This is a genomic window from Rhizobium acidisoli, from assembly GCF_002531755.2.
Taxonomy (GTDB): Bacteria; Pseudomonadota; Alphaproteobacteria; order Rhizobiales; family Rhizobiaceae; genus Rhizobium; species Rhizobium acidisoli.
On the sequence record NZ_CP034999.1, the window covers coordinates 501,477 to 521,837 of the forward strand.

Sequence of the window (20,361 nt, forward strand, 5' to 3'; positions counted from 1 at the left end):
GGCGACGGCTGTCGCATCTCTCTTATGTCGTATGCAAGCTCTTTGTCATGCTTTTTCCTTCCGGCTTTGACGACGGAAGCACAGCGTGAAACTATTGAGCAAACGAGGGAGACAGGGCATTTTGACGACGGCTGACATACTCTTATGCGCGAGCTGGGTACCGCATTTCCGTATGTTCGTCCGGGGCTGTCTCTATCTAATGTCGCAGGGACCGTTATCGGTCATGACGCGCTCGACGGTAATGCCGAGGTTATTATAGTAGGTCAGTGCCGCCTTGAGAAAGGCGACCGCGCTGTCCTTCTTTTCGTCTGGCCATATCTGCGAGAAGGCAATGCGCGAGGCGTCATCAATGGCCACGTGAACGTACTCCCAGCCGGCGCCCCAGCCTTTGCCCCTGCGCGAACTTTGGCGGGTTCGATCACCCGTGATGCGGTGGCCAACCTGGATGAAGCGGCCAAGTTTCTTGATGTTGATATGGATCATTTCGCCAGGCCCCTCGCGCTCATAGCGTCACACCGGTTCGGCCGGCTCGATATCCTTCAGCCGGGAAAGACCGGCGCGCTTGAGAACCCGGCTCACCGTTGCCGCCGACACGCCCGTCTGCTTGGCGATGTGCTTGCCCGTCAGCCGCTGTCGGCGCAACACTGCAATCTCGCCGGCAATGTTGGCCGCGGTGCGTCTCGGACTTGTCCTCGGCCGCGACGACCGGTCCGCCATGCCGGCGGCGCCATCCGCCAGAAATCGCGCCTTCCAACGAGCGACCACCTTCGACGGCACTCCGCGCAGCCTCGGCTTTGGGACAAGCGCCCTCAATAACGGCGCGCGCCATCTCCTCTCGACGCCGCGGTGTCAAACGGGCATTCTTGTGAATGTTCATTCGGTCCTCCTGCGTTTTCATCTCGACGGCGGGTGTCGGCATGGTTCCCGACGGGCTCGATTTTCGTCCCGATGCGGCCCGGCTGGGCGATGCTGTGATCATCCCAGACTCCATCTGTGACCACGGTGTCGCCGTGATGTCGAAGCGCGAGAACCTGGAATTCGATAGAGATATCGTCTCCGCAGCGCAGCGCTGCACCAGCTTGTAGCCGTGATGGTCGCGGCGGCGGGAGGCATATCCGGTTGATGCGGATCCAACGCGCGGCGGCATCGCCGCTACCCTGGACGAAATCGCCAGCCAGTCGAAAGCCGGCTTTCGCATCGAGGAGGATGCGATCCCCTTTTCGTCAGGCCGAAGGTATCGGATACCACGACATTTTCATGATGCGTCGATGGTACAATATGGAATTCATATATAACCTTCCGGAAGCTGAACGTATCTGCGGGAAGATGATTGACGCATCATCAAATAATCCGCGAGCCCTTAGTGAGTTCTGGAGCAAGCGCGGACAATGCCATTTCGCGAGGGCAACTTCTCTGGCAACGTCAAGTCGCGAAAAGCCTTTTATGTCTTCGGGACTCTATCGTTAATCATTTCGAAGGATGGTGGATTGCGGCGACAGCTCGAATCGATGCTTCGGAGGGCAGTTGTTGGGCAGAACGTCCCTTGCACCGCCTCGTTTCGTGGATGGGGCAGGATGTTGAGCATATATTTTTGCTGATTGAGGAGTTAGCGCAGAAGCGTCACGATATCACTCCTGGCGCAGCCCAATCACTTATCCGCTATATTAGGCAGGTACCCGCACCGGGAAATGTAAGGAAGAAAATTAAGGGGCTCAGCTCAAGGGTAAGCCAGAGTCTTGTCAAGACGCTACGAGACCTCGAGCGTTACCCAGGCTTTGCAAGTGTTTATGACGAACTGTAGAGATTCAGTCCTTGCTTTAGAAGCAAGTCAGCCCGCGGGGGTGCGCGTGCCAATGGGGGCGCCACTATGACACGCGCACAACCCACAGACCTGTCCGCGGCAAAGGAGACGTCCGCTTGTTTAGAAGCGGAATGTTAGTCAGCCGTCCAACCCTATTGCCTTATTTGCACGCATAGGCCGAGATGAAATCTAAGTCACCGTGACAGCCGCCTGTGCGATGCCTTCGGCCGGCTTACTGCGACGAATGCGTCTTCACGGGAACGTGCGTCACGGGGGAACCCGTGGACCACGCGAGCGAGTGAGGTCGCCTCATCGCGGCCATAAAGCTTGTCGTTGTCCCCACCAAGGAGGGCCGCATCCAGGATGCAAGGCTTAACGCGACCCATGTCGCCGTAGAAGTAGTCGTTGCCCTCGTCGCCAAAGACGTGATCATTGCCCACGCTACCGAATACGCGGTCATTATCCTCGCCGACCGAGATGGAGTCTTTTCCGGAGACCACCGTCGATCCTGAGACCTCAACAAGAGTTCTGCCTTGTGCGAGCCTTGTTCCGAATGAACCACTTGAGACGCAATTGCTCATTTCTGCGATACGTAGGGATCTGGCGGGGAATTGCGCGCAACTGGCGGGCGCTCCACCAAAATGGTCGTCCGTGGCAGGTTGCATGCTGCGCTCAACCCCTTCAGCTCATCGTCCAAGCGCTTGTCCGCTGCCGTGAGGCGGTGATTAAGGCGATGAAAATCAACCCGAGTCGGCGTCCGAAAGGTCTCGAGCCATCGCGAAGGCTGCTGAACGTCGCGCGTGAGGGTCCAATGGCGTGCGCCGGCTCGGCTTTGAACATGCCGCCGTCTGCGCATGATCTCCAGAAAGACAGCGGCGTTCTCTTCGGCAATAGCATATTCCGTCGTCACCAGAATTGGGCCGCTTCTCGGCTTCAGATCGAGTGCAGGTACTGGCGCATCGAAGGCGCCGGAGGCTTCGAGTTCAGACTCCAAGCGGTTGCTGATCGGCAGCTTGAGCCCAAGTGCGGCGACCAGCAACGAGCCGGCAGCAGAACATGCCAAGGATAGGGAGAGGGAATGGTTTTCGGCGATAATTCCCCAGAGCCAACTGCCAGCGGCGATCCCCCCATAAGTAAAAGCGCTGTAGATGGAAATCGTGCGACCGACCACCCAGCGCGGGCTTGCCAACTGCACGTTGACGCCGAACCCCGACCATCCGGTTACCCAGCCGGCGCCGCCGAAGGCGAGGCAGACTGTTGCGATGATCAGGGAAGACGTCAGCGCAAGTGAGATCGCACATACCGCGCACGCGACACATGCCAGAACAATCAGCAGTTCCTGCGTGACCGCGCGCCTGAGTGGCGGGTTCACGAGCCCCGCGATCAGCGCGCCGGCGCCGAAGCCACCCATGAGAATACCGTAGTCGATTGGGCCGCCCTTCAAGAGGTCTCTTGCGACGAGCGGCAGGAGCGCCAGCATCGAGGTTCCGGTCAGCCCAAACAGCGTACCGCGGACAATAGCTGCCTTGATTTCCGAGGATATCGCCGTGAACCGCAGTCCATCATAGATCGCCGTCATGAGCGCTTCGCGAGGGAGGGTCGACGCTTTCACGGTCCACTTGTTTCGCCACAGAGCGGTGAGGGGCGCGACGAAGCCAAGCGTGGTGAGCGCGAAAGTGACGAGCGGCCCAAAAATCGCGACGATGATGCCGCCAAGCGCGGGACCGACGCTACGGACCGTGTTGAATCCGACATTGAGAAGGGTGACGGCCGACGGCAGATGGCGGCGCTCCAGCATGTCGCCAAGCGAAGCGCGCCACGCGGGATCGCTGAGTGCGATACCGCAGCCGTCAAGGAAACTGAACGCCAGGATCATCCATGGATCGGTGATGCCGAAAGCCATCAGGATCGTCAGCATCGCCGAGGCCGCCATCATCAGGCTTCGGCCGACGATCATGACCATGCGCCGGCTGTAGTTGTCGGCAATCGCGCCAACGAAAATCGCAAGAAAAAAGGCAGGCAGGGTAGACGATGCCTGGACGAGGGCGACCATCACATCCGAAGTGGAAACGGTGGCCATCAGCCAGCTGAGGGCCACCGTCTGCATCAGCCAACCCAGGCTGGAGAGCTGCGACGCGAAGAAAATCGAACGAAACGTTGAATTCTTCAGTGGCGCTAACAGCCCCGAGGATGCTCGCTCTTCAATCGCGTCCATGTCGATCAGTCTCTTTCGGGCGGGTCGGCTTCGGTGAGACCGAACGGCGTTTGGTCATGGTGGTGGGCGTCCGTCATGCGCGTTACCGCCAGCGTTGGAGAAGCCGCACGCAAGAAGTCGGCCAACTTCGCGTCGACGCAACGCGGCAAGACCGCGAATCGAAATCAATGAGAGCGGGCCGTCGTCGAAGCAGGTTGAACGACAGCCGAATGAACCGAGCATCGAAGTCCGCCATGAACGCCGGCGCATAGGCTTTAGCCCCGTCGATCGTGTCGATGCCGCGCAGCCGCAGTTCCTTGACGATCCTGCCGATCCGGCGAACCGCAGATGCAGACGAGCGGTTCTTAACCACCAGCGGTGCAAGCCGTCGATCTGGATGAGTTCACCGAAACAGTCGCGCCAGTAATTTTTGAATGACTTCGAGGCGATGCAATTCTTTCTGCGACATGGTGATCAAACAGGACATCACGCCTCCGAACGCTCCTGGTCTCCGCCAGGCTGAAGTCGGCATCCTTGCTCCCAACGTTGACGTTGACCAGCGCATCGAGAGGCGAGACTGTCGCATCTCTAACTGGCCCAACTGTCGCATTACTAAATAGCCGTGGAGAAGCTAACCCAAGTGCATCATGCCAGTTTTGCAGGATAGGGGATCACCTGTCTTCGTGCAAATGCGCGATAAACACCTCGGTCGGTGTCCTGTATCCGAGGCACTTGCGCGGTTGATCGTTGATATGGCGCGTGAGGTGGAGAAGGTCGCGTGGCGACACAACTGCCAGATCTGTGGTGCCTGGCAGGAAGCGTCGAATGCGCTTGTTGGTGTTCTCGACGGTCCCTTTTTGCCAAGGCGCACTTGGGTCGCAAAACCAACTGCACGCACCGATCCCTTCTTCCAAAGCCCTGAACCCGGCGAACTCGGTACCGCGATCAAATGTGAAGCTTTGACGCGCGAAGGCCGGTAAAGGAGAAAACGCTTTGATGATCTTGTCCATGATCGGGCGCGAATGCCGGCTCGGATTCTTGATGGGAACGGTATAGCGGCTCTTGCGCTCCACGAAGGAAGTGACATTGGCATGGCCGAGTGGACGTTCGAAGATGAGGAGGTCGCCCTCCCAATGCCCAAACTGCGATCTATCTCCAATAAAATCAGGCCGTTGGGATATGCGGTGAGTGGCTGGAAACGCACCGTCCCGCGGCTTCCTGGAGCGCAGTGGGCGACGATTGCGGCGCGCTTCGGGCAGATAGCGATAGAGGCCTAGCCCATAACCTTCCTTGCTGTAGATGAAGCGATAGATTGTCTCTTTGCAGACGCGAACAAGACTTAGCCCCTCCGACAGTAGGCGTCCGGCAATCTGTTCTGGAGACCAGCGAGCCTCCAACTGGTTGATGATCTCTGTGCGCAAATTCGGGTGACGCCGCAGCTTTCTCAGCCGGCGCCGCCGCTCCTTGGAATGTGACTTCTAATGTAAATGCAACAAGGGCTTAAAGGCTACTACAGGGCAGGGAGATCAGCCCCCGATCCGACCGGCTGGGCCGGGTTGAAAGGGCGGAGCGGGGGCGGGTGATGACGCACCCCTTCGGCTTTAGCTTTCTCACTAGCAATTGTTCTTTTACCGCTCGATACTCGCTGGGACTTGCATGGCGCAGTTGGGGATCAAAGCCGCACGATGCTTCCGGAAATCAACCTGCAAGGTGACGCCGACATCGCCGCGCTGTCACCACTTCTTCGCGGCATGCTTCTGTCCGTTGCCTATGCTGACGGTGAGGGTGGCATAGGATTGACGGCGACCGGCGCCATGAACCGCAAGTTCGTGCATTGGGCCGCTGTGCACTTTCTCTGGCCAGGATTCACAGCCGAGGACCTCTACAGCATGAACAAGGTGCTCAATGAAAGCGACATGCCGCCGCTTTGGGTCGTGCGCGACATGGCCCGTCATCTGAAGCTTCTTCGCCGGAAAAAGGATGTGCTGCTGCCAACCAGACGCGGCCGGGAGTTTTTGGTGAACCCGCAAGCCTTCTTCGATCTGGTCGCCACGGATTATCTCTATTCCTATGTCCACGCCACCGAGCGGGAAGAGGAGGTCCGAGCGCGTTTACGCTGGTGGCGCATGTTCCTCAATCTTCTCAATATTAAGGCCAGAGAAGGTTGCACGCCAATGGACGTTGTGAAGGTTCTCTATCCAGAGCTGGCGCCTTTGTCGGACACCGAAATGACCATAGAAGGCTGGGAGTTGAAATCCGATCTTCAGTATGGCGTCTTCCAACGCTTATGCTGGCTCGGCTTGCTCTACGAGGCACGAGATGGGCTCACTCTTCTGCAGGATGGATCCTTCCACAAGACGCTACTTTGGGCAGCTTGCCTGCAGTTGGAATCGGATACGCAAAGCGATATCGGCGTGCATTGACGATCTCTATTCTGCCGCTGGCTGCCTAATAACGCTTTCTCTCGCCGCGCAATCACCGCAGGATCATTCATAAAATCCGTCCTTCGCCCCGGCTTGCCGTCATTTGTTCACTTCACGCCTGAACACTTCAGCTGGGGTGCGGAAACCAAGGCATTTTCTCGGCGTACTGTTCAACCGATCGATCAGTGATCGTATCGATTCATCAGGAACTGACAGGACAGCAGTATCCCTCGGCAGGTAACGCCGAATCCGCCGATTCATGTTCTCAACGGAGCCTTTTTGCCAGGGCGCAGACGGATCGCAGAACCATGCATCGGTTCCCCTTCCCTGCTTCAGTCGCCGCCAGGAGACGAATTCAAATCCGCGATCAAACGTCAAACTTTGCCGGGCATGCCTGGGCAGGGGGCTGAGCACGTCGATGAGCCGCTCCATGATCGGCTTGGACTGCCGGTCGTTGTTTTTGAACAGCATGGTGAACCGGCTCGTCCGCTCAACAACCGTTGCCACATTGGCATTGCACTGAACCCTTTCGAAGATCATGAGATCGGCTTCCCAGTGACCGAATTCCTTGCGATCGTTGATGGCTTCCGGCCGATGTTTGATCGAACGCTCATCTGGAAAGACTGGATTCTGCGGCTTGCGAGCATATCGCGGCCGGCGCTTTCTCCGCCGTTCCGGGAGAAGCCGCGCGAGTTGCTGCCGTCGTCCTTCTGGTGAATAGACATACCGGTAGATCGTCTCGTGACAGACGCTTGCCTTGGCCGCTGGTTCGATTTTCAGTCGTCCAGCAATCTGTTCCGGCGACCAGCCGGATTCCAACTTTCCGATCACTTCGTTCCGCAAATCCTCGCGACGAAAGAGCTTGCCGATCCGCCGGCGCCTGTCGCGCGCCATGTCGTTGGCGGTCATCGCCCAGTAGCCCTCGGCATCGGGGAATTCCTGATCGTGCCAGTAGTTGCGTTTGATCTCCCGGGAGATGGTCGCACGGTCCCGGCCGAGGCGTCTGGCGATCTCAGACTGGCTAAACTTCTGATCCAACATCCTGGAAATCGATCGGCGTTCGTCAAAACGGGGAGAGTGTGACATTCCAACTTTGCAGAAACAGGACACTTCAACTTTGCGGCTACAAACAATGTCAAAGCTGATTAGAGGCGCGACGTCGTCAGCCAGTTAGAAACGCGACACTGGCACTGGCGATCAGCCCCCGACCGAACCGGCTGGTCCGGGTTGCAAGGGTAGGGAGGGGGCGGGTGAGAGGCACCCTTCGGCTTTAGCTTTGAGACTATGGCGACACCATTCATTCGGCAGCCTCCATCCGCGCCAGCGCCTTCTGCCGTTTGGCAATGACTTCCGGATCGTTCATGAAGTCCGTCCGCGGGCCGGGCTTGCGACCACGCTTTTGATAACCGTTGCCCTGGCTACCATCCGGTATCCCAAACATATGATCCGTCTGACCGGTGCGGCGCGGGCCGCTCTTACTGCGCTGCAGTTCACGTCCAGCCTGCAGCTCAGCGACGATCGAAAGCATGTCGTCCAAACGCTTGTTGTCGACGACTTCGGGTCTATGTATCGATCGCAACTTATCGAAGGTTCTGTAGGGCAGGGCAAAACTCTCGTGCATGATCTCGAGGCGACCATCCGGATAGTCGCAGACGACGACCTTCTTACCCGCCAGCGCCTTGGCCTGTTCCGTCGGATCGAGGATGAACAGGACCTTGTCGTAGCGTAGCGTCAGGGACTGCGACAGCGTGCGGACCTCCTTCCGGCACATGGCGGCATCGAGGTTCTCATGTGCGGCCAGCGGCCGATGCATGTCCTTCGGATTGCGCGGCGGCTTGCCGAAACGAGCATTGAAATCCGCAATGAACGCCGGTGCATAGAGGTTTGCAGCCTCGATCGTGTCGATGCCGCGCAGCCGCAGTTCCTTGACCAATCGATCCTGCAGCGTCTGATTGGCGCGTTCCACGCGACCTTTGGCCTGCGGGGTGTTGGCGCAGATGATATCGATGTTGAGCTCATAAAGGGCACGACCGAACTGCGTCAGGCCGCTCGTCCGGTCTTTCTCCGATGCATGGACCGGGCGGAAGACACCGTGCTTGTCGCTATAGAATGCCAGAGGTTTGCCCCATTGCTGCAGATAGGCCTTCGTCGCATGCAGGTAGTCGAAGGTGTTCTCCGATCCGGCGAACCGCAGATGCAAGAGCTTGCCGGTAGCATCATCGATGTAGACGAGCAGGGCGCATTTGGGACCGCGGTTCTCAAACCACCAGTGATGCGAACCGTCGATCTGGACGAGCTCGCCGAGACAATCCCGCCGGCCGCGCGGCTGAAAAATCCGCTTCTTGCGTTCGCGTCGCGAGATCCAGATGCCGGCCTCGGTCATCCATTGGCGTAACGTCTCCTTGGCGACCGAAATCTGATGCAGTTCGATCAGTTTCTCGCGTGCTAACGTCGGACCGAAATCCGGATAGCGTTCGCGGATCAGATCCAGCGCCGCATTGCGAAAATCCTCGCTGTGGCGCCGATTGCTCGGCCGTGATCGCTTCTTCGAAACAAGACCGGCTTCACCGGAACGATCATAAGCCTGCAGCAGCCTATGAACCTGACTTCGGCTGAGATCGAGCACCTCAGTCGCCTGGACGACGCTCAGGCGTCGATCACGGATCTTCTGAACAACTTCGAGGCGATGCAATTCTTTCTGCGACATGGTGATCATAAAGGACATGACGACTCCGACCGCTCATGGTCTCGACCAGGCTGAAAGTCGTCATCCTTGCTCCCAACGTTGGCATTGACCAGCACGTCGAAAGGCGAGACTGTCGCATCTCTAACTGGCCCAACTGTCGCATTACTAAATAGCTCCTACAAACAATTGTTGCGTAAGGGTTATTATGGAACACTTCTGCGTGCGTACTGCTTGTTCGACTTAGCGAACGCCTCACGCGTCAAGCGATCAACAGGAGGATAAGGGCACCGGAAATGAGCATTGCAGTCGTGGAGTGAAGGGCTGGACCGCCTTGACAAGAGCGTCCGAACGTCGAACGCCGCTCGAGTTTTGTCCCGCTTCAACGCCGGCGCTCGGCCCAACGGAACCCTCACTGGATCCTGACCCGGAACCACGGCACTAGGTGTACATTGAGCCAGCTGACCCATCTCGCGTTTGAACAGATCATAACCAGCAAAATGATCGGGTCGATAGCTTGGAATAACCTCCATTCGCTTCACCCTTTCCTTGTTGGACCAAAAGTAGTCGGCCTAGCATTGATTTAGAACATTGCGCAGAGGGTCAGCAAATATCGTCGCAGAACCGTAAGGCGCCCAACTGGCTTCCAGACCTATGGCGGCTCCGTGAATTCTTCGCTCTGGCGTGACCTTGCAGCCAATGTGTGGAACCAATCTAAAGTATCAAGCGATGGCTCTCGGCGCTTTTGGACCACCGCAAGTTGGCCGGAAAGAAACAAACAATTATCTTCAATCATTCAATAGATTAAGAGCGTGCGCGGTATCATAGAGGACATCGTCGCGTCTCGGCCTCGAGAAACTCGACAGTTCGTTGATTGGCTCTTTCAGAGGAAACAACCGGACCTGACGCTGCTGGGGGAAGCTGATTCCACGGGCTGTTCAGTCGTTTCAGCGTCGTTCGAAGAGAGGCATTCGACATCGCGGTTTCAGAGCCATGGTTGGTGGTTTCCGTTGGCACGGTACATGCATTGACATCCGCTGATACGTCTGCGTCACCTTCAGGAGAAAGAGTCTCGTGCTCAAGCTCACAGAGGACATCGTCACATTGGGTTGGGTGGTCCTGGTCCGAGAGGCACAACAGCGCGCTGGCAGTCTGCCCCGCGCGGTAGGGCACGTGCAATGCAGGTGACTCTGGAAACCGCGCGACTATATTTGCGCCCGCTAACCACACCATGGGACCTGCTGCGATTTCATGCACTTCATGCCGATCCTTTCGTTGCGAATGCCATATATGACGGCAAGCCTCCGTCCTTTGCAGACACATGTGCCGAGTTCAAGAAGTCCCGTGCCGATTGGGATAGGTATGGAATCGGTCTCTTTGCAGTATTCGAACGCGACGGCGCCAGCCAGGAAGGCCGCTTCCTTGGACAACGCCACCTAGCTCAGCGCATGCTTTCACCAGGCCGCATCCGGCAATGAATATGCTCCAGAAGCGGGATGTGCCATCCTTGATTTTGCCTTCACGACCCTGGCAGCACCGCGAGTCCTGTGCTTTGTTCGGCCTGAGAACCAGCGTTCCTTGCGTTCAGTTGGAAAGATGGGATTCCGGCAGATCGGTGACAGGTGGTTTGGCGACCAACTGACGCGCTGCTTCGAGGTAAGGCAACAAGACCTGAATAGAATAATCGCAGCAAATCCACGCTTTGCGCCGGTTCGCTACCTTATTCAAAAGCCGGCGATGACGGATTCTGTAGGCCAGGCGATTAGGCCCGACGCGCAATCGCTTCCGCGACCTCGATGCGCCCGTAGCCAACGTTGAAGCAGTAGAGACCAGCGAAGTCGTCGATCAGCTGGTTGCCGCGGGCGTCCTCGATGCTTACCCGCTCCACGATCGTCGGCTCACCAAGTTGCCCGTTGCGAAATCTTTGAGATGCCTAAAAGGATGAGAGCCATGTTACGGTGCTGCCAAGCAGAGTGCGGGTTTCGCGCGGCTCGCTGTACAACGGTGGCCGACCGTCATACCTACACACCCGACTGCGTCTTCAATTTGGTCTGTCCTGCCGGCCCTGCGTTCCAGCGTCGCGGCAATCGTCTGGTTACGCCGCTCGCGCCGGCGCCGTTCCATCCGGCCGAAGGGAATATGCGTCAGGTTCTTCACCCACTCGAAGTAGCTGACAACGACGCCGCCGGCATTCACGTAAAGATCGGGTAGAATAATGATCCCGCGGGTGCGCAGTGCTCTGTCGGCCTCGAAAGATACCGGTCCGTTGGCCGCTTCGACCACGAGACGCGCCTTGATGCACTCCGCGTTGCCCGCATGGATCGCATTTTCCATCGCCGCCGGGATGAGGATGTCGCATGGCTGCTCGATGCCCTTCATATCGCCGGGAAATGAGGTGGCGCCCTCGAAACCGAGGATGCTGCCAGTTTTGTTCTGATGTTGCTTCAGCGCCTCGATTGGCAGGCCGTCGGCATTGGCGACATAGCCGTCCCGTTCAGCGACGACGGTTATCCGAGCACCATTCTCTTCGGAGAGGAACCTTGCCGCATGGTAGCCGACATTGCCGAAGCCCTGAACGATGACGGCCGCACCCTTCAGATCACGCTTGCCGCTCAATCCGGCGGTGCGCGGATCCTGGAGATAGCTCTGGATGGCGAATTGGACACCTCGACCGGTTGCTTCGGTGCGACCGGCGATACCCCCTTCGACAGCGGCTTGCCGGTCACGCAGGCGCGGGCATTGATCACATCAGTCGGATTGGCGCGGCGAAACTCGTCCATCATCCAGGCCATCTCCCGCTCGCCCGTACCAATGTCGGGAGCTGGGACGTTGACGCCGGGGCCGATCAGGCCGCGTTTGTTGAGTTCCTGCGTGAAGCGGCGGGTGATGCGCTCGAGCTCCTGCGGCGTCCATTCGCGCGGATCGATCTTCAGCGCGCCCTTCGAGCCGCCGAACGGCACATCAACCAGCGAGCATTTAAGCGTCATCAGCGCTGCCAGCGCTTCGACCTCTTCAGCGTCGGCGTTCGACGCGTAGCGGATGCCACCCTTCACCGGCTCACAGTCGCTGTGGACCGATCGCCACCCGACGAAGCTGTACATGCGGCCGCGCAGGCGAACGCCGAACCGGACAGTATAGGTCGAGTTGCACTGCATGATCCGCTCCGACAGGCCTTCCGGCAGATCGAGGAAGGTCATCTCATGACGGAAGTTCTGATCAACGCTATCCAGGAAGCCCGCAGAGCTGGTCTCTCCGAGCTGTACATCGCGTTGTGGTATTGCGTTCACTTGGCGTTCCTCCTAGCTGGGAAAGTCTCGGCCGCGGCTGTTTCAGCTGCACAAAATTCATCGGTCGGCATTGCGAACGAGCAGGGCGTAGATCAGCGTGAACAGGCGTCGGGCGGTGTCGTTGTCGATCTTCAGTTTCGCTGACAGCCGGCTTTTCAGCAATTCGGCGGCCTCATTATGAACGCCACGCCGGCCCATATCGATTGCCTCAAGGCGCTCAGGCCCAGAGTGGCGAACAGCGTCATAGTAACTCTCGCAGATGCGGGTGTAGTCTTTCAGCAAGCGGCGAAAGGGCGTGAGCGACAGGTAGTGACTGACAACATGCCCGCCCTGATCAACAGCAACATGCAATGCCAGGCGCCCAATGGTCTTGCGAAGCCGGCAGCGGCCGGCTCCACGTTTCGGCATTAGCCACAGGCCTAGTTGACAATAGTCGCCTCGGTGGCGCTGCGGATCTCGCCGTCGGTGACGCCCTCGGCAAGCTCGACCAGCTTCAGTCCGCCATCGACGGCGTCGAGCACACCAAGATTGGTGATGATCCGATCGACGACGCTTTGTCCGGTCAGCGGCAGGGTGCACGCCTTCAGCACCTTGGATTCGCCGGCCTTGTTGGTGTGATCCATGACGACCACCACCCGCTTCACACCAGCGACCAGATCCATCGCGCCACCCATGCCCTTGACGAGCTTCCAGGGTATCATCCAGTTAGCGAGGTCGACGTTCTCAGCGACTTCCATGGCGCCGAGGATTGCCATGGCGATCTTGCTCTGCGCCGAATCGAAGAAAGCCGAATGCGGCAATGCCGTCACCGTCTGCTTGCCGGCATTGATGAGATCCGCGTCAATCTGACCTTCGGTTGGAAAGGGACCGATGCCGAGCAAGCCATTCTCCGACTGCAGCGTCACATGGACGCCTTCAGGGATGTAGTTGGCGACCAGCGTCGGAATGCCGATGCCGAGATTGACGTAGGTGCCATCTTCGAGTTCGCGGGCAGCACGCGCCGCCATCTGGTTTCTGTCCCAGGCCATGTCTCGTCCCCTGCCCTTCAAGCCGCCGGGCGTGTCGTGCGCTGTTCGATACGTTTCTCGTGCTGACCCTGGATCAGGCGATGCACGTAGATGCCCGGCACATGGATGTGATCGGGATCGAGGTTGCCGACCGGCACGATCTCCTCGACTTCGGCGACACAGATCCTGCCGCAGGTGGCAGCCGGCGGGTTAAAGTTGCGCGCGGTCTTGCGGAAGATGAGATTGCCCGATGTGTCAGCCTTCAGGCCTTGACGATCGACAGGTCGGCGACGATGCCGGTTTCGAGAACGAAGACGTCTCCATCAAAGACCTTGAGTTCTTTTCCTTTGGAAACGACGGTGCCAACACCGGTCTTGGTATAGAAGCCGGCAATGCCGGCGCCGCCGGCCCGCATCCGCTCGGCAAGCGTTCCCTGCGGATTGAACTCGAGCTCAAGTTCGCCGCTGAGATATTGCCGCATGAACTCTGCGTTCCCACCGACATAAGACGAGATCATCCTCTTGATCTGCTTGGTCTTCAGCAGCAGGCCGAGGCCGAAGTCGTCGACGCCGCAATTGTTCGAGGCGATCGTCAGGTCCTTGGTACCCGCCTCGCGGATCGCGTCAATCAGCAGTTCCGGAATGCCGCAAAGGCCGAAACCGCCTGCGGCGATGAAAATGCCGTCGAATAGCAAGCCCTCAAGCGCCGACGTCGGATTGTCGAGGATTTTGTTCATACTTCTTCTCGTCAGGTTCAACTATTGGGGCGCCTAGGCGCCGCCTGAATTCATTCCCTTAGTTTCGGAAGACCGGCAGCGGTATCAAACAGCGGCGAGGTCTCGTTCACCCACGATTGATGCAAACCACCTTCGGCTGGGTCATATCTTCATAGGCGAAGCGCACGCCCTCCCTGCCCATGCTGCCGTATTTGGAGCCGCCGAAAGGCATGGCATCGAAGCGATAGTCTGAGGAGTCGTTGATCATCACTCCGCCAGCCTCGACTCTGCCTGCGGCTTCAAGTGCGACAGTGAGGTTGCTGGTGAAGATGCCGGCGTGCAGGCTGTATTCGGGTTCATTGGCCAGCTCGATCGCTTCATCGAGCGTCGCAAAAGGCGCAAGCATGACCACAGGCGCAAACACTTCCTCGTGCCACAGGCGGCAGGTGATAGGCGTGCCTTCCAGCACCGTCGGGTGATAGAGCGATCCTTCTCGCTCGTGACCGCAGAGCAGTTTCGCGCCGGCGGCGATGGCGTCATTGACAGCGGCTTCGGTGCGTTGGGCCACCTCCTTGGAGATCATCGGACCGACATCTGTGTCCTCCTTCAGCGGATCGCCCGCCTTGAGCTTGTTCGTCGCGGCCACGAAAGCGTCCCGGAAACGTTCATAAATCTCTGTCTGCACCAAAACACGTTGGGCACCGATGCAGTTTTGGCCGGCTGCCCAGAAGGCGCCGGACACGCATCCTTCGACGGCCTTGTCAAACTCGCAGTCATTCATGACGATGACTGGCGCATTGCCGCCAAGCTCCATTGCGAGCTTCTTGAGGCCCGCTTTACGGCTGATTGCCTCTCCCGTGGCAAACCCACCGGTGAAGGAAACCATGCGGACGTCCCGTGCAGAGATGAGAGCTGTGACGATTTCGCGATCGCCGTGAACGACGGTAATGATCTCCGGCGGCAAGCCAGCTTCGTTCAGCACAGCGACAAGATTGATCGAGGAAAACGGCGTCAGGTTCGATGGCTTCAGCAGCACTGCGTTGCCGCCGGCGATCGCAGGGCCAAGCTTGTGCGCGACCAGGTTCAGTGGATCATTGTAGGGTGTAATCGCGGTGATGATGCCGAGCGGCTCGCGGGTGAACCAACCCTGCCGCTGTTCCGATCCGACGTAGGCATCAAACGGCACGATCTCACCGGCATTGCGCTTTGCCTCTTCAGCAGACAGCTTCAGCGTGTTGACACAACGAAGCACTTCCTTGCGCGCCTGAACAATCGTCTTGCCGGCTTCGCGCACGATGGTTTCGGCAAACGCCTCGCGGCGGCTCTCGATGATCTGCGCGGTCCCTTCCAGGATGCTGGCGCGCTTGTGTCTCGGCAGCTTGCTGCAAAGCTCAGCCCCGCGACGAGCGCGGGCCAGGAGTTCGCCAATTTCGCTTGCAGCAGTGGCGTCAACCGTTCCCAGCACAGACCCGTCATAGGGGCTGTGAACAGTGATCGGCGCCAAGCTGGTGGTTATATGAAGTTTGGCAGCGGTCATAGGCGGGCTTCCTCTTGCGTGATGATGCACCATCTGTGCGACGGGCAGAGTTTCTCAGCCAGGGCACGGAGAATGCCTGCCCTGCTCTCAATTCAATGGATGCGATGGCTGCGGTCGGAATCCGCCGACCGCTTGTCCGTCAGATCTTCTGACCGTCGCGGACGAGATCGTCCATCACCGAGCGCACGGCCTTTTCGGCAATGGAGACGATCTCGTCGATCTCTGCCTTGGTGGTGACGAGCGGCGGCGCGAAGCCCAGGATGTCGCCATGCGGCATGGCGCGTGCAATGAGGCCACGATCGCGAGCAGCCTTGGAGACGCGGGCACCGACCTTCAGCGATGGATCGAAGCGCTTCTTGTTCTCGCGATCGCCAACAAACTCGATGGCTCCCATCAGGCCAACGCCACGCACTTCACCGACGATCGGCAGCTGTGCGAACTTCTCCTTGAGCTGGGCCTGGAAATAGGCGCCAACCTCGCGGGCATTGCCGGGCAGGTTTTCCCTCTCGACGATATCGAGCACCGCGTTTGCGGCCGCCGCGCCGATGGGGTGGCCGGAATAGGTGTAGCCGTGCGAGAAGGCGCCGACCTTGTCAGCCCCCTCTTCCATGACTTTGTAGACCTTCTCACCGACGATCGAGGCCGAAAGCGGGAAATAGGCCGAAGTGAGGCCCTTGGCGACGGTGATCAGGTCGGGTTCGATGCAGTAATGCTGCGAGCCGAACATCGAGCCGGTGCGGCCGAAGCCGGTGATGACTTCGTCGGCGATCAAAAGCACGTCGTGCTTTTTGAGCACCGCCTGGATCGCCTCCCAATAGCCTTCCGGCGGCGGCGTGATTCCACCAGTACCAAGCACCGGCTCAGCAATGAAAGCACCGACATTGTCCGGTCCGAGCGTCTCGATCATCTCGTCGAGCTCGGCCGCACGGCGGGCCGAAAATTCACGTTCGGTCTCGCCCGGGTTGGCGCTCCAGTAATGGTGGGGAACACCGGTGTGATCGATCTGCGGCAACGGCAGATCCATATGATCGTGATAGAAGCTCATCCCGGTCATCGAGCCTGAGACGACGCTGCAGCCGTGATAGCCGCGTTCGCGCGAGATGATCTTCTTCTTCGTCGGTTTGCCGCGGAGGTTGTTGTAGTACCAGACGAGCTTGGCCTGGGTCTCGTTGGCGTCCGAACCGGACATGCCGTAGAAGACCTTGCTCATCTTGCCGGGTGCCATCTTCACCAGGCGATCGGAGAGGATCGCAAGCTCGTCGGTCGTATGGGCGGCGTAGGAGTGGTAATAGGCCAGACGATAGGCTTGGCGGGAGATGGCCTCGGCGACCTCGGTGCGGCCATAGCCGACATTGACGCAGTAAAGACCCGCAAAACCGTCGATCAACTGATTGCCGTGCGCATCCTGGATGCGGATTCCTTTTCCCGTCTCGACGATCGTCGGCTCGCCAAGTTTCCCGGTCGCAAAATCCCTGAGTTGCGTGAAAGGATGCAGGACCGTATTGCGATCCTTGTCAGCGATGTCTTTGATATTGATGGCCACTGTTGATCCTCTTGGCTCGCGATCTAGGCGCATCCGCACCGTCCAAATTTTGTAAAGTTAACTTAAACCCTGCACAAAGTCTTTGACGGTTGTTTAAATTGGATTTATGCAGGATTCCTGCATTTTTTGTTTTTTTTACGCAGGTTTTCGAATGACTGTCCTTGATCGTGCAGACCTCTCGCTTTTACAAGCAGTTCAGAGTAACAACCGTCTTACATCAGAAGAGCTGGCGGGTTTGGTCAATCTTTCCCCAACAGCATGTCAGCGTCGCTTAAAGCGACTTCGGGCAAAGGGCGTGATTGAGGCAGACGTCTCGATTCTGTCACCAAGGGCTGTGGGTAGACAGGTCACTATGATTGTGCTTGTTTCGCTCGAGCGCGAAAGAGCGGATATCGTCGATCGATTCAAAGCAGCTATACGCAATACAAGCGAAGTTATGATCGGATATTACGTCACGGGAGATGCCGACTTCTTGCTGATCGTCACTGCGAGGGATTTGGAAGAGTATGAACAATTCACCCGTCGTTTCTTTTACGAGAATCATGATATCAAGGGTTTTAAGACGATGGTTGTCATGGATCGCGTAAAAGCGAGTTTTGCTCTGCCGATCAAAGTTTAATCTGATTGTTGCATCACTGAGCCCTCGCATGTTTTTCCGAAGATGAAGCAGTGCTGAGCTATGACAACCAAGTGAGCATGCCCCCACTTTGTCGGCATTGAGCCCCACTTGCGAGCGATTTCACCTCGTCTAAAAGAGCGTGGAAGGACTAAGAGTGGACTCGAAAAGGTTTCAACGATATCCGTATCTTGCCAGCCGCCTGGTGAGCATTCGGATGTGAGCGATGGTTATCCAGGCTTCTGCTGAAGCGATGGATGTCTCGAAGTCCTTGGCCAGCCTGCGGCATCGACCCAACCACGCAAACGTCCGTTCGACGACCCAGCGACGCGGCAGGATTTCGAAACCCTTGGCCTTGTCGGTACGCTTGATGATTTCGAGTGTCCACTTTCCTATTTTCTGCAGCCGCTTTTTCAGCTTGTCGCCTGCATAGCCGCCATCGGCGAAGACATGAAGGAGCCACGGCCATCGGTTGCGGATGGACTTCAGAAGATCGGGAGCCCCGTCGCGGTCCTGGATATCAGCGCTGTGCACCATGAGACCAACCATCAGCCCGAGCGTATCCACGATGATATGACGCTTGCGGCCATTAATCTCAGCGCAAACGCAGTTTGTCGCGGTCTTGCCCGCATCAAAGCCCCGAATACCGCCGCTTTCAGTAGTCTTGACGCTTTGGCTGTCAATGGCACCAGCCGTCGGTGAAGCTTCTTTCCCATCCAGCTCCCGCGCCTCCATGACGAGGTGATGGTTGATCCGTGGCCAAAGACCCATTGCCCCCATTCATAGAAATACCGCTGCACCGTTGGACAGGGCGGAAGTCCTTGGGCAGCATCCGCCACTGGCAGCCTGTCGAAGCGATATAGAGAAGGGCGTTTAAAAGTAAGCGGTTAGCTGATGGCGTCAGGCCTGAAGTTCCACGGCATAAGCGCCTCGAGCTCGGATACCGGCCAGCCTTGAGCGATGCGGGTCAATGTCTGGGAGAGCCAGTCGAGCGGATCGACGTTGTTCATCTTGGCTGTCTGCAAGAGGGTGGCGACGGTCGCCCATGTGCGTCCACCACCCTCGCTGCCGGCGAATAGACTGTTCTTTCTCGTAATTGTTTGGGGCCTGATCGCGCGCTCGACGATATTGGAGTCAATTTCGATCCGGCCGTCCGTCAGGAAGCGCTCCAGTGCTTCGCGCCGGGTGAGCGCGTAACGGATTGCTTCGGCGGTCTTGGACTTGCCAGAGACCTTGCCCAGCTCCTTCTCCCAAAGATCAAAGAGTTCGGAGACGATGGTTGCAGATTTTTCCTGACGCAGCATGGAACGGCTGTCGGCATCCCGACCGCGGACCTCATCCTCGATGCGCCACAGCTCGGTCATCGCGATGATCGTGTCCGTTGCAGCCTTTGAGACACCACTGATGTGAAGGTCGTAAAACTTGCGGCGAAGATGCGCCCAGCATCCTGCGAGCCGGATCGTTTCATTGCTGCCGTCTTTGGCACGCGTCTTGGCGAGACTGGTATAGGCCGAGTAGCCGTCAACTTGCAGGATGCCGCTGAATCCGGCGAGATGACGCACCACGCAGTCAGCGCCCCTACTGTCCTCAAACCGATAGGCCACCATCGGCGGGCTGGTTCCACCATAGGGTCTATCATCGCGAGCATAAGCCCAAAGCCAGGCCTTCGTCGTTTTCCCCGAGCCGGGCGCAAGAGTGGGTAAGGTCGTTTCGTCGGCGAAGATCCTTTCACCCTCCTTGACGCGCTCAAGGATGTAATCGGCGCAAATCTGAAGTTCGAAGCCCAGATGCCCCATCCACTGGGCCATCAACGATCGGCTGATCTCGACACCGTCGCGTAGATAGATTGCCTCCTGCCGGTAAAGCGGAAGGCCGTCGGCGTATTTGGAGACGGCGATATAGGCGAGCAGCCGCTCCGTCGGCAGGCCGCTTTCGATGATGTGCGCCGGTGCCAAAGCCTGGAGCACGCCATCGTGGCCGCGGAAGGTGTATTTGGGGCGGCGCGTCACGATGACCCGGAACTTCGGCGGCACGACATCCAGCCGTTCGGAGCGATCCTCACCGATCAGGACCTTTTCCAAGCCCACGTATTCAGCAGGGATCTCCGGCTCGATCACTTCCTCGATGCGTTCGAGATGAGCGGCAAAACCCTTGCGCGGACGTGCTGCCCGTTTCGGCTTGTCCTTGGCCGCGTGATCAAGCTCGCTCTGGATTGCCGAAAGGCCGGTCTCGACTTCCTCGAAGGCAAAGGACACCTGTTCGTCGTTGACGCCAAGGCGCAGTCGCTCGGAACGGGTGCCATGTTGGGTGCGCTGCAGAACCTTCAAGATCGATGTGAGGTTGGCAATCCGCTCGTTGGCGCTCTTCTCCACCGCCTCCAGCCGGGCGATCTCAGCTTCAGCGGCCTTCAGTCGGGCTTCTTTCGCAGCCTGCTCGCGCGCCATCGCGAGGACCATCGCCTTCAGTGCGTCAACGTCGTCCGGCAGGTCGTGAGGGGGCAAATCCATGGCAATAAGTAGAGCACAAAAACAGCCGTTTTCCCAACCATTACAGCG

The 20,361-nt window shown here is 58.2% G+C and carries 11 protein-coding genes and 9 pseudogenes; 4 read left to right on the forward strand and 16 right to left on the reverse strand.

Annotation, left to right across the window (positions count from 1 at the left end; translation table 11 throughout):
* Positions 1 to 204: 204 nt before the first annotated feature.
* Positions 205 to 877: pseudogene (locus CO657_RS24705) on the reverse strand (leucine zipper domain-containing protein); the annotation flags it as partial.
* Positions 878 to 890: 13 nt separating this feature from the next.
* Here CO657_RS24705 and CO657_RS24710 point away from each other — a divergent pair.
* A pseudogene (locus tag CO657_RS24710) lies at positions 891 to 1,217 on the forward strand (AIR synthase-related protein); the annotation flags it as partial.
* Positions 1,218 to 1,995: 778 nt separating this feature from the next.
* Here the strand turns inward: CO657_RS24710 and CO657_RS24715 are convergent.
* The 4 genes and pseudogenes from CO657_RS24715 to CO657_RS24730 form a co-directional block, all read right to left on the reverse strand.
* Positions 1,996 to 2,301 carry a hypothetical protein gene (locus tag CO657_RS24715; protein ID WP_054186370.1) on the reverse strand — a complete coding sequence of 102 codons (306 nt, stop codon included), beginning with the start codon at positions 2,299 to 2,301 and terminating at the stop codon, positions 1,996 to 1,998.
* Positions 2,302 to 2,378: 77 nt separating this feature from the next.
* The gene (locus CO657_RS24720) at positions 2,379 to 4,016 is read right to left on the reverse strand and encodes an MFS transporter (protein WP_128715604.1); all 1,638 of its coding nucleotides are present in this window, start codon (positions 4,014 to 4,016) and stop codon (positions 2,379 to 2,381) included.
* 211 nt (positions 4,017 to 4,227) lie between these two features.
* A pseudogene (locus CO657_RS37525) lies at positions 4,228 to 4,323 on the reverse strand (integrase catalytic subunit); the annotation flags it as partial.
* A gap of 343 nt (positions 4,324 to 4,666) precedes the next feature.
* A pseudogene (locus CO657_RS24730) lies at positions 4,667 to 5,464 on the reverse strand (IS30 family transposase); the annotation flags it as partial.
* Between the two features lie 216 nt (positions 5,465 to 5,680).
* Between CO657_RS24730 and CO657_RS24735 the strand changes: the two are divergent.
* Positions 5,681 to 6,418, forward strand: a complete 738-nt coding sequence (locus CO657_RS24735) for a hypothetical protein (RefSeq protein WP_054186364.1) — start codon at positions 5,681 to 5,683, stop codon at positions 6,416 to 6,418.
* 99 nt (positions 6,419 to 6,517) lie between these two features.
* On the opposite strand, the gene CO657_RS24740 is transcribed toward CO657_RS24735, so the two are convergent.
* Together CO657_RS24740 and CO657_RS24745 are read right to left on the reverse strand one after the other, a co-directional pair.
* Positions 6,518 to 7,504 (reverse strand): IS30 family transposase, encoded by a 987-nt coding sequence (locus CO657_RS24740; RefSeq protein WP_054186365.1) that lies wholly within the window; start codon positions 7,502 to 7,504, stop codon positions 6,518 to 6,520.
* Between the two features lie 211 nt (positions 7,505 to 7,715).
* Complete coding sequence (locus tag CO657_RS24745; protein WP_054186386.1) at positions 7,716 to 9,143, reverse strand: ISNCY family transposase; 1,428 nt, start codon at positions 9,141 to 9,143, stop codon at positions 7,716 to 7,718.
* Positions 9,144 to 10,604: 1,461 nt separating this feature from the next.
* Here CO657_RS24745 and CO657_RS38290 point away from each other — a divergent pair.
* Complete coding sequence (locus CO657_RS38290; protein ID WP_425349974.1) at positions 10,605 to 10,919, forward strand: GNAT family N-acetyltransferase; 315 nt, start codon at positions 10,605 to 10,607, stop codon at positions 10,917 to 10,919.
* Here the strand turns inward: CO657_RS38290 and CO657_RS24760 are convergent.
* The 7 genes and pseudogenes from CO657_RS24760 to CO657_RS24790 all read right to left on the reverse strand — a co-directional run.
* Positions 10,867 to 11,045: pseudogene (locus CO657_RS24760) on the reverse strand (aspartate aminotransferase family protein); the annotation flags it as partial. The gene CO657_RS38290 and the pseudogene CO657_RS24760 sit on opposite strands and share 53 nt — an antisense overlap.
* A gap of 111 nt (positions 11,046 to 11,156) precedes the next feature.
* Positions 11,157 to 12,298, reverse strand: a pseudogene (locus tag CO657_RS24765) (Glu/Leu/Phe/Val family dehydrogenase); the annotation flags it as partial.
* 147 nt (positions 12,299 to 12,445) lie between these two features.
* Positions 12,446 to 12,784: pseudogene (locus CO657_RS24770) on the reverse strand (UPF0262 family protein); the annotation flags it as partial.
* A 23-nt stretch (positions 12,785 to 12,807) separates the two neighbouring features.
* Entirely contained in the window at positions 12,808 to 13,416 is a 609-nt protein-coding gene (locus tag CO657_RS24775) for a 3-oxoacid CoA-transferase subunit B (protein ID WP_054186312.1), read from the reverse strand.
* 17 nt (positions 13,417 to 13,433) lie between these two features.
* A pseudogene (locus tag CO657_RS24780) lies at positions 13,434 to 14,131 on the reverse strand (CoA transferase subunit A).
* Between the two features lie 106 nt (positions 14,132 to 14,237).
* Positions 14,238 to 15,647: an aldehyde dehydrogenase family protein gene (locus tag CO657_RS24785; RefSeq protein ID WP_054186313.1), complete on the reverse strand. Its 1,410-nt coding sequence runs from the start codon at positions 15,645 to 15,647 to the stop codon at positions 14,238 to 14,240.
* Between the two features lie 139 nt (positions 15,648 to 15,786).
* Positions 15,787 to 17,190, reverse strand: a complete 1,404-nt coding sequence (locus CO657_RS24790) for an aspartate aminotransferase family protein (protein WP_054186314.1) — start codon at positions 17,188 to 17,190, stop codon at positions 15,787 to 15,789.
* A gap of 151 nt (positions 17,191 to 17,341) precedes the next feature.
* Here CO657_RS24790 and CO657_RS24795 point away from each other — a divergent pair, with 151 nt between their 5' ends.
* Entirely contained in the window at positions 17,342 to 17,809 is a 468-nt protein-coding gene (locus tag CO657_RS24795) for an Lrp/AsnC family transcriptional regulator (protein WP_054186315.1), read from the forward strand.
* Between the two features lie 171 nt (positions 17,810 to 17,980).
* Here CO657_RS24795 and CO657_RS24800 read toward each other — a convergent pair.
* Positions 17,981 to 18,692 (reverse strand): annotated as a pseudogene (locus tag CO657_RS24800) (IS5 family transposase); the annotation flags it as partial.
* A 1-nt stretch (position 18,693) separates the two neighbouring features.
* Complete coding sequence (gene tnpC, locus CO657_RS24805) at positions 18,694 to 20,313, reverse strand: IS66 family transposase (protein ID WP_128715578.1); 1,620 nt, start codon at positions 20,311 to 20,313, stop codon at positions 18,694 to 18,696.
* Positions 20,314 to 20,361 lie beyond the last annotated feature (48 nt).

Excerpts from the sequence above, each read along its gene's own strand:
- CO657_RS24785 (WP_054186313.1), bottom strand. The coding sequence starts at position 15,647 with ATGACCGCTGCCAAACTTCATATAACCACCAGCTTGGCGCCGATCACT.
- CO657_RS24745 (WP_054186386.1), bottom strand. The coding sequence starts at position 9,143 with ATGTCCTTTATGATCACCATGTCGCAGAAAGAATTGCATCGCCTCGAA.
- CO657_RS24720 (WP_128715604.1), bottom strand. The coding sequence starts at position 4,016 with ATGGACGCGATTGAAGAGCGAGCATCCTCGGGGCTGTTAGCGCCACTG.
- tnpC (WP_128715578.1), bottom strand. The coding sequence starts at position 20,313 with ATGGATTTGCCCCCTCACGACCTGCCGGACGACGTTGACGCACTGAAG.
- CO657_RS24795 (WP_054186315.1), top strand. The coding sequence starts at position 17,342 with ATGACTGTCCTTGATCGTGCAGACCTCTCGCTTTTACAAGCAGTTCAG.
- CO657_RS24740 (WP_054186365.1), bottom strand. The coding sequence starts at position 7,504 with ATGTCACACTCTCCCCGTTTTGACGAACGCCGATCGATTTCCAGGATG.
- CO657_RS24735 (WP_054186364.1), top strand. The coding sequence starts at position 5,681 with ATGCTTCCGGAAATCAACCTGCAAGGTGACGCCGACATCGCCGCGCTG.
- CO657_RS24775 (WP_054186312.1), bottom strand. The coding sequence starts at position 13,416 with ATGGCCTGGGACAGAAACCAGATGGCGGCGCGTGCTGCCCGCGAACTC.